Genomic DNA, 9,378 nt, shown 5'->3' on the forward strand with positions numbered 1-9,378 from the left:
CGGCCCGGCCCGCGGCGCCGCGGGTGTCGGCGCCGCGGGCGGCCCCGCCCTCGGGACGGGTGGGGGTCTCGGTGGTGGTGGTCATGGCGGCGGAGATCAGCTCCTTCGTCCGGGACTCTCGGCCTGCTGCGCGCAGTCCGCGGGGCTGGTCCGTCTTCTGTTGCGGGTCCTACGGGTCCGACGGGTCCTACGGGTCCTACGGGTCCTACGGGTCCTACGGGTCCGACGGGTCCGACAGGTCCCGCGGGTCCACGGGGCCTGCCGCTCTTCAGCGTGCGGGGATCCGCTCGACACCCGCTTGAGGCGTCGTACAGCGGTGGCCGGGAGAAGCCGGAGACCGGCCACCGGGATCACCGGTGGCGGCCCGCGGCCCGTCCTTCGGTTCGTCCGGGCCCTTCGATGTGCGGCAGCACGGCCCGGGCGGCGCGCAGTTCGCAGCCGGGCAGGGTGTCCTCGGGGTCGGGCCCGCAGGGGTGGGGGCGGGTGAATCCGGCCGCTTCGAGGGTGCGCACGGCCTCCGCGGTACGGATGACCTGGTGGGTCTGGAGCAGCAGCCGTTCGGGCCGCAGGGGGCGTTCGTCCGGACCCGGGCCGATGGAGCGGCCGGTCGCGGTGCAGACGAGGTCGACGGACCGCGGCGCGGTGGCGCTCTCGCGGGCCGCCTTCAGGAACTCGGCCTCGGCGGCGCGCGCGGCGCCGGGTGCGGGCCGGGGCGGGACGAGGCGGCCGAGCGCGGCGACGAGCCGGGCCGCGTCGGCCAGGGTGAGGACGCCCGCCACGTGGGCGGCGGTGAGTTCGCCGGCGCCCTGGCCGGCGACGGCGTCGGCGCACAGGCCCCAGCTCTGCCAGAGCCGGTACACGGCGACCTGGAAGGCGAACAGGGCCGGCTGGGCGAACTCGGCCCGGCGGATCAGGCCCGAGTCCACCCCGCCCTCGGGGGCGAAGACCACGGCGGCCAGCGGCAGCCGCAGCCAGGGGTCCAGTGCGTCGCGCACGCCGTCGTACGCGGACCGGAAGGCGGGGACGGCACAGTACAGCTCGCGGCCGAGGGCGAGGCGGCGGCCGGCGTGACCGGTGAACAGGACCGTCAGGGGCGGGGCGGGCGCCCGCCGGGGCGGGCTCGGCCGACGGGGCCGGCGGGCGAGGAGGGCGGCCGCGTCATCGGACACCGGGCGCCGCCTCCACGGTCTCGTACAGACCGGGCTCGGGGGTGGCCAGCGGGCCGAGGTCCTTGACGAGGGCCTGGAACTGCTCGCTGCGGACGGCGTTGGCGTGGGCCGCCGCGTCCTCCCACACGGCCAGTTCGAGGAAGACCCGCTGGTCGCCGAGGTGGCGCAGGGCCTCGTGGCCGATGTAGCCGGGCTGGCTGCTCATATACGCGGTCAGGCGGTCCTTGACGGCCAGGAACCGGTCGATGTCGCCGTGGACGGTCAGCTTGTTGACGAAGGTCACCATGAGGGCTCCTCGGGTCTGCGGGGTCTTGGGGGTCCGGGTGCCACGCTCGGTGGCGCGGCTCGAAGAGCCCTGGAAGACGGCTCGACCACCCCTCCAGCCCGCTTCGGAGGATCCTTCCCCGGGCGCGGACGCCCACCCCCCTAACTCCGCGAATCAGCCGTACAGGGGGTGTGCGAGGGGGAACCCCAGAAACCGGGAACCGCCATGGATCCTGCCGGATTTCCGTAATAGCTTGAGGGTTCCTCGACCACTGGCCCTGGAGGTGCCCGTGCGCATCCGACCGATGCCGGGAGTGCGCGTGGCCTCCGTGGACGCCGACGGCCGCCTGGAGTTGCTGGCCGCGTCGACCGCCGGCCCGGAGAGCTACCGCTGCGGCCCGGTGGGCACGGCGATGTGGATCGCCCTGCGCCAGCACGACGGCGACACGGCGGCCGCCGCCGATCTCCTGGCCCGCCTCTGGAACACGGTCCCCGAGAACGCCCGCGCCGACCTGGACGTCTGGGTGGAGGAGATGCGCGACGCGGGCCTCCTCCACGCCGTCGCCTGAGCTCCTGGGGGGTGTCCGCGAAGCGGCGCCGGCCGCCCGGAGGGCAGGCGGGACTTTGCGGACACCCCCCAGGGGGTGTCTTTCGACGAGCCCGGCACGATCGGCAAGACACCCCTAGGCGCCCGGCTGCCGCTTCCAGTCCTCGACGAGGAGTCCGAGCAGCACCTCGTCCATGAACTCGCCGAGCACCCAGGCCGAGGAGCGCAGCACGCCCTCGCGGACGAAGCCGTTGCGCTCGGCGGAGCGCAGCATCGCGTGGTTGTCCGCGAGCGTCTCGATCTGCAGCCGCCGCATGCCGCGTACGACGAAGCCGTAGTGGCAGAGCGCCGCGACCACGTCGGTGCCGTATCTCTTGCCGCGAGCGGACGGCAGCAGGCCCAGCCCGATGTGCGCGGTCCGGTTGTGGTTGTCGATGCCCCACAGGTTCGCCGTGCCGATCAGGGTGCCGCCGTCCAGCTCGACCACGGAGAAGGGAACGCTCCCCTGGTCGTTGTCGTCCACCACGAGCCGCGGGTCCTTCGAGCCGGGCGTGATCGGCCGCCAGGGCCGCCCTTCGGCCCGCGCGCCGTTGACCACGTCGTCGTAGAGCTCGGTCCGCAGGACCGGGATGTCTTCCTCGTACCGGGCCCTGAGCCCGACCTTGTTACCCCTCAGCATGCGAGCTTCCTACCCGACGACCCTGACCGGCGGCAAACCGATAATGCGCTCGGGGCGCCGCTCAGCGGGCCGCGGCCGCCGTCAGCGCACGGGACAGGGACGCGGCGTCCGCGGCGACGGCCACGACGGGAGCGGGCCAGCCGAACGCCGCGACGCGGCGGGCGATCTCGTGGGCCAGCGGGGCACCGCCCGCGTGGCACCCCAGTACCAGCGGCTCGCCCGCCGCCAGGACCGGGCGCAGCGCCGCCCCGCATCCCACGGCGTCCACCGGCCCGTCGAGGGCGGCCAGTTGCCCCTCCCCCGGATGGATCCGGGCGAGCGCGGAGAAGCAGCCGGCAGGCGCGCCCGGCGGCGGGACCAGTACGACGACCCCGGCCCCGCGACGGGCGGCCTGCCGCAGCACGACCAGCCGCGCGGACCCGGGTCGCGGCGTCCGGTCGGCCGGGCGCACGGCCGCGGGCGGGGGCAGCGGCGCGGCCGCGGGCGGGGGCGGGGGCCAGGGGCCCAGGAGACGGAGGGTGTCCGCCACCGTCGTCGACCGGCGGTCGGTGGTGGGGAATCCGCGGAGCAGGCGTGCCGTGTGGTGGACGGCTTCGCGGGCGTCCGCGAGCCCGCTGCGGTCGTGCACCCCCGTCAGCACCAGGCCGCCCTCGTGGTCGTGGTGCGCCGTCAGGGAGAGGGCGTGGCCGCCGGGCGTGGCCACCGCTTCCGGTTCCGTCAGGCGGATGCCCTGCGCCGCCAGGTCCTCGTCCAGGGGGTCCGCGTCCGTCGTCGGCGGCGGGGCGAAGGACAGGACGCTCTGTGCGAGTGGTGCGTCCGGGCCGCGGCCGCTCCACTCCCGGACCTGGCCCATCGAGACCCATTCGTACGCCGCGAGGTCCAGCGCCCGGTCGGCGAGAGCGGACAGCAGCCGGCTGACCGGCTCCTCCGGGTCCACCTCCACCGCCATCGGCAGCGCGGTGCGCAGCGGGCCCGGGAGGCGGGACGCGCCGTCGAGGGGGATGCCGCGGCCGGACACGGCCGTCGCGAACGCCACCGGGACGGGACCGCCCGCCGGCACGGACCGGCGCAGCTGGAGGGCCCAGGCCGCCTGGAGGGCGGTGCTCTCCGTCACTCCCTGACCGGCCGCCCAGTCCCGCAGGAGCGAGGCCTCGTACGGGGCGAGCCGTGCCGTCGTGCGGACCCCGGCCGCGCCGCCGCCCCCCGGCGGCAGCGTGGCCGAGCCCGCCTGCGGCGCGGCGCCGGCCCAGAACGCGCGGGCCGCGCCCCGGTCCTGGCCCGCCAGCCAGCGCAGGTGGTCGCGGACGTCGGGGCGCCGCTCGCCGCCGACGGCGCCCCCCTCGGCGAGGTAGGCCCGGGCGAAGGCGCGCATCAGCAGCCGTACGCTGCGCCCGTCGAGCACGGCGTGGTGGTACGTGAGGATCACGCGCTTCGGCCCCGCCGGGGCGGGCTGCTCGTCGAGCAGCGCGATCCGCAGCAGCCCCGGGCGCGTCGGGTCGAAGCCCCGCCGCCGCTCGGCCGCGAGCAGCGCCTGCCAGTCGGCGGATCCGTACGGATGGCGCACCGGCCGCGGCACGACCCGCCGGTGGACGACGACCCGCGGCCCGCCCCGGGCCCCGTAGGGCGCGAACGCGGCCCGCAGCACGGCCTCCCGGTCGTACACGCACTGCCAGGCGGCCTGGAACCGCCGGGTGTCCAGCGGCCCGTACCAGCGCCAGTGCAGCTGCCCGACGTGCGGCCCGGAGCCTGGCCGCGCGGCCATGGCGTCGAGCAGCACGTCGCGCTGCCGGGCGGAGGCGGGCAGTCCGGGCCCGGAACGTGCGGGTCCGGCGTGTGCGGGCGGGCCGGCCTGCTCGGAACCGACGCTCATCCTCTCCCCCTCGTCTCGGCCTCGGACTTCAAAGGGGTCGAGTATGCGCGGGGTTCCCACGTTTCGCTGACGCGCTCCTGACACGCCGGCGGAGTACCGGTCGAGCGGGCCTCACAGCATGCGGATGGCGGTCTCCGCATGCCGCTTCGCCAGCCCCAGCGTCGCGAGGCTGTTGCGTCCGAGCGCCTCCCGCACGTACGTCCTGGCCGCGGCCAGGTCCGCGCCCGCGCCCAGCACCCGCTCGACCGCCTCCTCCCGCAGCAGCACGCTGTGCTGCGCGACGGCGGTGACCCCGCTCTCGTCCGGGACCAGCGACCACTCGCCGGTGTGCGCCGCCATCAGGGCCGGGGTGGCGGTCTGCTTGTAGACGATGCGGCCGGCCGCCGGGAAGCACACCCGCACCGACTCCGTCGTGTGCGCGGACCCGTCCGCGGTCACCGTGTCCATGCTCAGCAGCTGCACCCCGGGCGCGTCCTCCCTCACGGCCACGCGCGAGACGTGCGGCACCCGGTCCGGCCAGTCGGCGGCCTCGTACAGGAACTGGTAGGCCAGATCGGCCGAGCCCTTGATCCGCACGGAGTCCTCGAAGGACAGCAGCAGACCGTCGAGCCGGGTCCAGCCCTCCGCGGCCTCCTTCAGCGTGGCCAGCTGGGCCCGGCTGTTGGTGTCGGTGGCCTCCTTCGTCCAGTCCACGTCGGCGGGCCGGTCGCCGGCGACCGCGAAGTCGTGCAGCAGGACCAGCCGCGAGCGCCCGGTGCCCCGGGGCTCCACGATCCAGCTGCCGCCCATCGAGACCACGGGCGCCGCGGGGACCTCCTGGCGGAAGTCGATCCGCAGCCGGGCCGCGTCCAGGGTCCGGCGCGAGAGCCAGGACCTGACGGTGCCGTTCGCGGTCACCCAGATGTGGAACCGGTCCCGGGACCCGTCGAAGTCGAGCCGCTCCACGTGGATGCTCGACGGGAAGTACAGCGGCCACTGGGTCGTGTCCGCGATCAGCCCGTAGACCACGCCCGCGGGAGCGTTGACGTCCACGGAATAGGACGTGCGGTGCACCTGCTGGAGCGACATCGCCACACCTTTCCGTCACAAGTGATCCAGAGTCTGTCCGTGCCGGACGGAGCTCCGGTCGAGACGACCTGGAGCCCGGTCCGCGACGCCGTCCCCGCGCCTCAGCGCGCGAGCGCCGACTCCGCGTGCCGCTTCGCGTACGTCATCGTCGCCGTGCTGTTGCGGCCGAGTGCCTCGCGCACGTACCGGCGGGCCGCCGCGAGGTCGGCCGAGGCGCCCAGTACCCCGGTGATCGCCTCCTCCCGGAGCACCACCCCGTGCCGTGAGGTGACCGTCGAGCCGTACGCGCCGCCCGTGACCGTCCACACCCCGGTGTGCGCGGACATCAGGGCGGGGGTGCGGGTCTGCTTGTAGACGATGCGGCCGTCCGCCGGGAAGCACACCCGCACCGACTCCGTCGTGTGCGCGGACCCGTCCGCGGTCAGCGTGTCCATGGCCATGACCTGTACGCCGGGCAGCTCCTCGGGCTCGGTCAGCTCGAGGCGCGACACGTGCGCCAGCAGCTCCGGCCACCGCTCGGCCCGCTCCAGGAACGCGTAGACCAGCTCCGGCGGGGCGTCCACGCGCACGGTGTCCTCGAAGGACATCACGAGGTCGTCGAGGCTGCCCCAGCGCTCGCCGAGGCGGGCCAGGTTCGCCAGCTCCGCCCGGCTGTTGGTGTCGGTGGCGCGCTCGACCCACTCGACGTCCTCGGCCCGGTCGCCCGCGACCGAGAAGTCGTGCAGCAGGACCAGCCGCGAACGCTCGGCGCCCAGCGGCTCCACGATCCAGGTGCCGGTCATCGCCGACAGCGGGGCCGCGGGGACCTCCTGGCGGAACTCGATGCGCCGCACGGCCGCGTCGAGCACCCGTCGCGAGGTCCAGGACTTGACCCGGCCGTTCGCCGTCGCCCACATCCGCAGCCGCTCGCTCGCGCCGTCGAACTCCAGGCGCTCCACGTACACGTTGGGCGGGAAGTACAGCGGCCACTGCACGGGGTCCGCGATCAGTCCGTAGACCACGCCCGCGGGGGCGGCCACCTCGGTCTCGTGCACGGTGCGGTGCACCCGCTCGGCCGCCATCAGAAGTTCCCCAGTCCGCCGCAGACGTTCAGCGCCTGCGCGGTGACGGACGCGGCGAGGTCCGTGGTCAGGTAGCCGACCATGGCAGCCACCTCCCGGGCGGTCGCGTAGCGGCCCAGCGGGATCTTCGCCTCGAACCGCTCCTGCACGTCCTCGGTGGTGGTGTCCCAGGCAGCCGCGTAGCCGGCCCGCACCCGCTGCGCCATCGGCGTCTCGACGTAGCCGGGGCACACGGCGTTGACGGTGATCCCGGCCGGGGCCAGCTCCTTGCCGAGGGCCTTGGTGAAGCCGACGACGGCGTGCTTGGACGCCGAGTAGGGGGCGCCCAGCAGGACGCCCTGCTTGCCGGCCGTGGAGGCGATGTTGATGATCCGGCCCCACGGGGCCCCGCCGAGGCCGCCGTGCCGGAGTACCTCGCGGGTCAGCAGGAAGACGCTGTTCAGGTTGGTGTCGATGACGTCGTACCAGAGCTCGTCGCTGATGTCGGCGGTCGGACCGCCGCCGCTGCGCCCGGCGTTGTTGACCAGGACCGAGACCGGGGCGTCCCACTCCGCGACGGCGGCGGCGACCAGTTCGGCGACGGCCTCGCGGGAGCGGACGTCGGCGGCGGCGCCGGCCACGTCCAGGCCCTCGGCGCGCAGTTCCTCGACCGTCCGCTTGACGTTCTCGGGGGTCCGCGCGCACAGGAACACCCGGTGCCCGCGCCCCGCCAGGTCCCGTACGACCGCCAGGCCGATGCCGCTCGTGCCGCCGGTGACGAGGGCCACCGGCTTCTCCGGCGCCGTCGACGGCGCCGACCGTGCTGTCGTCGTGGTCGTCGTGGACGTTGTCGTCATCGGTGCGCCTCCAGAGCCCGTGGTGGAACTCCGACCGTGTCGCGGAGCCCTGGAGGTGTGGTGGAAGCGGGATCGAGGCCCGGTACGGATCCTGCCGGGGCTGGGGCCGGGGCCGGGGCCGCGTCGGGTCCGGCGGACGGCAGGGCGGCCTGCGGCCCCAGCGGCGCCAGGGCCCGCGCGAGGGCGCCCCGGGTCAGGGCGGCGCCGCCCGCGGCGACGTAGCCGTCGGGCCGGATCAGCAGCCAGCCGCCGGGCCGCAGCCCCAGCGCGCGCCGCAGCACCCCGTCGGGATCGGCCAGCGGACGCGGACCGCCGTCCCCGTCGGGCACGCCGCCCGCCCCGTCCCCCACCGTCCGCACCGACAGCCAGTCGCCGTGCGCGCGGGCCGCCGCGGCCGCCACCGCCCGCAGGGTCGCGCCCGGACCGCCCGCCTCCCACACCAGGGACCAGCGGGTGTCGCGCAGTTCGGCCCGCAGCGCCTCGGAGCCCGGGTCCCCGCGCCGCTCGGCCGCCGCGGCCGCCCGGGAGCCGACGGGCAGCCCGGCCAGCGGGTCGGCGGTGCTGAGCGGGCTGTCCTCGTACGACAGCCGCAGCCCGGACATGCCGCCGAGCACCTTGCGCTGGATGGCCCGGCGCAGCGGCCCGATGTTCCGTACGAAGGTGAAGACGACCGGCAGTGCCACCCCGGCCAGGGCGTTCTTGAACTGCACCAGGAACGTGGCCTTCCGGGTCGATCCGATCAGCGCCTTCCCGATCGGCACCCGCTCCTGCCCGTACGTGGCCAGCAGCTCCGGCCCGGCCTGCCCCCGGGCGGCCATCGCCAGCTTCCAGGCCAGGTTGTACGCCTCCTGGACGCCGGTGTTCATGCCCTGACCGGAGGCGGGGCTGTGCACGTGGGCCGCGTCGCCCGCCACGAAGCAGCGGCCCTCGTGCATGCGCGGCACCATGCGCTGCTGGAACGTGAACACCGAGGTCCACTCGGGTTCGCCGACCTCCACCGGGCGGCCGAGCCCGGCGCTGAGCTTCTGCGACAGGAGCCGGGCCGCGTCGTCGCCCTCCCGCCGCCGCCCGGGGGCGGTGTCGAGCAGCCGCCAGTGCCCCTCGCGCCGGTACGGGACCATCATCAGGGCCTGGCTGCCGGTGTGGACCCAGTAGATGGTGTCGGGCGGCAGGTCGGTGGTGACGGGTGCGTCGGCCAGCGCCCAGGTCTCGCTGCACTCGCCGAGCAGCGGCAGCCCGAGCTGTTTGCGTACGGTGCTGTGGCCGCCGTCGCAGCCCACCAGCCAGGGCACCGCGTACTCCTCGGCGGTGCCGTCGGGGTGTTCCAGGCGGGCCCTCACACCGTCCCCGTCCTGGGTGAACGAGCCCAGCCGCACCCCCCATTCGACGGTGACGCCGAGCCGGGCGAGGGCCTCGCGCAGCACGGCCTCCGTCTCGGTCTGGGCGATGACGAGGCTGTACGGGAAGCGGGTGGGCATCGTCTCGTAGTCCGCGTCGAGGCGGACCAGCCTGCTGCCCCGCGCGTACATCGTGAAGGCCCGGTTCTTGCGGCCCCGGGCCAGGATCGCGTCCACGAGGCCCATCTGGTCGAAGGTCTCCAGGGTGCGCGGGTGGACGGCCACGGCCCGGCTCTCGCGGGCCGGTCCGGGGGCTGCGTCGACGAGGCGTACGCGCAGCCCCCGCCGGGCCAGTTCATGGGCGGCGGTCAGGCCCACGGGGCCCGCCCCCACCACGAGGACCCGGGCGGACCCGTCCGTCCCGGACGGTGTGCCGGTACTGCTCGCCACGTGGTTGCTCCTCTGCTGTTCGTACGTACGGAAAGGACGGGCGCGGGCGGCGGGCGCGGGCCGCGGGCGGCGGGTCACCCGGCCGCGGCCTCCGCGG

General features: G+C 75.4%; 9 protein-coding genes. 1 reads left to right on the forward strand and 8 read right to left on the reverse strand.

The annotated features are described in order from the left end of the window. Nucleotides 1-350 precede the first annotated feature (350 nt). Both K7B10_RS40300 and K7B10_RS40305 read right to left on the reverse strand, forming a co-directional pair. Nucleotides 351-1,169, reverse strand: a complete 819-nt coding sequence (locus K7B10_RS40300) for an acyltransferase domain-containing protein (protein WP_229345993.1) — start codon at nucleotides 1,167-1,169, stop codon at nucleotides 351-353. Then, on the reverse strand, nucleotides 1,159-1,455 hold the full coding sequence (locus tag K7B10_RS40305) for an antibiotic biosynthesis monooxygenase family protein (RefSeq protein WP_229345996.1): 297 nt from the start codon (nucleotides 1,453-1,455) through the stop codon (nucleotides 1,159-1,161). Before K7B10_RS40305 ends, K7B10_RS40300 begins: the two co-directional genes overlap by 11 nt. A gap of 268 nt (nucleotides 1,456-1,723) precedes the next feature. Between K7B10_RS40305 and K7B10_RS40310 the strand changes: the two genes are divergently transcribed. Beyond that, nucleotides 1,724-2,002 carry a PqqD family peptide modification chaperone gene (locus tag K7B10_RS40310; protein ID WP_229345998.1) on the forward strand — a complete coding sequence of 93 codons (279 nt, stop codon included), beginning with the start codon at nucleotides 1,724-1,726 and terminating at the stop codon, nucleotides 2,000-2,002. Between the two features lie 114 nt (nucleotides 2,003-2,116). On the opposite strand, the gene K7B10_RS40315 is transcribed toward K7B10_RS40310, so the two are convergent. The 6 genes from K7B10_RS40315 to K7B10_RS40340 form a co-directional block, all read right to left on the reverse strand. Next, entirely contained in the window at nucleotides 2,117-2,659 is a 543-nt protein-coding gene (locus tag K7B10_RS40315; protein ID WP_229346001.1) for a GNAT family N-acetyltransferase, read from the reverse strand. A 61-nt stretch (nucleotides 2,660-2,720) separates the two neighbouring features. Beyond that, nucleotides 2,721-4,529 (reverse strand): condensation domain-containing protein, encoded by a 1,809-nt coding sequence (locus tag K7B10_RS40320; protein WP_229346003.1) that lies wholly within the window; start codon nucleotides 4,527-4,529, stop codon nucleotides 2,721-2,723. Between the two features lie 111 nt (nucleotides 4,530-4,640). After that, nucleotides 4,641-5,597 carry an aromatase/cyclase gene (locus K7B10_RS40325; RefSeq protein ID WP_229346006.1) on the reverse strand — a complete coding sequence of 319 codons (957 nt, stop codon included), beginning with the start codon at nucleotides 5,595-5,597 and terminating at the stop codon, nucleotides 4,641-4,643. 101 nt (nucleotides 5,598-5,698) lie between these two features. Continuing rightward, a complete protein-coding gene (locus tag K7B10_RS40330; RefSeq protein WP_229346007.1) occupies nucleotides 5,699-6,658 on the reverse strand; it encodes an aromatase/cyclase in 960 nt (319 codons plus the stop codon). After that, nucleotides 6,658-7,494, reverse strand: a complete 837-nt coding sequence (locus K7B10_RS40335; protein ID WP_229346010.1) for an SDR family NAD(P)-dependent oxidoreductase — start codon at nucleotides 7,492-7,494, stop codon at nucleotides 6,658-6,660. The genes K7B10_RS40330 and K7B10_RS40335 overlap by 1 nt, the downstream gene beginning before the upstream one ends. Next, nucleotides 7,491-9,378 (reverse strand): FAD-dependent oxidoreductase (locus K7B10_RS40340; RefSeq protein ID WP_443735445.1); only part of this gene is annotated, 1,888 nt, incomplete at its 5' end. The genes K7B10_RS40335 and K7B10_RS40340, both read right to left, overlap by 4 nt.

It is taken from the genome of Streptomyces flavotricini, assembly GCF_020639365.1.
In the GTDB taxonomy this organism is placed as follows: Bacteria; Actinomycetota; Actinomycetes; order Streptomycetales; family Streptomycetaceae; genus Streptomyces; species Streptomyces flavotricini.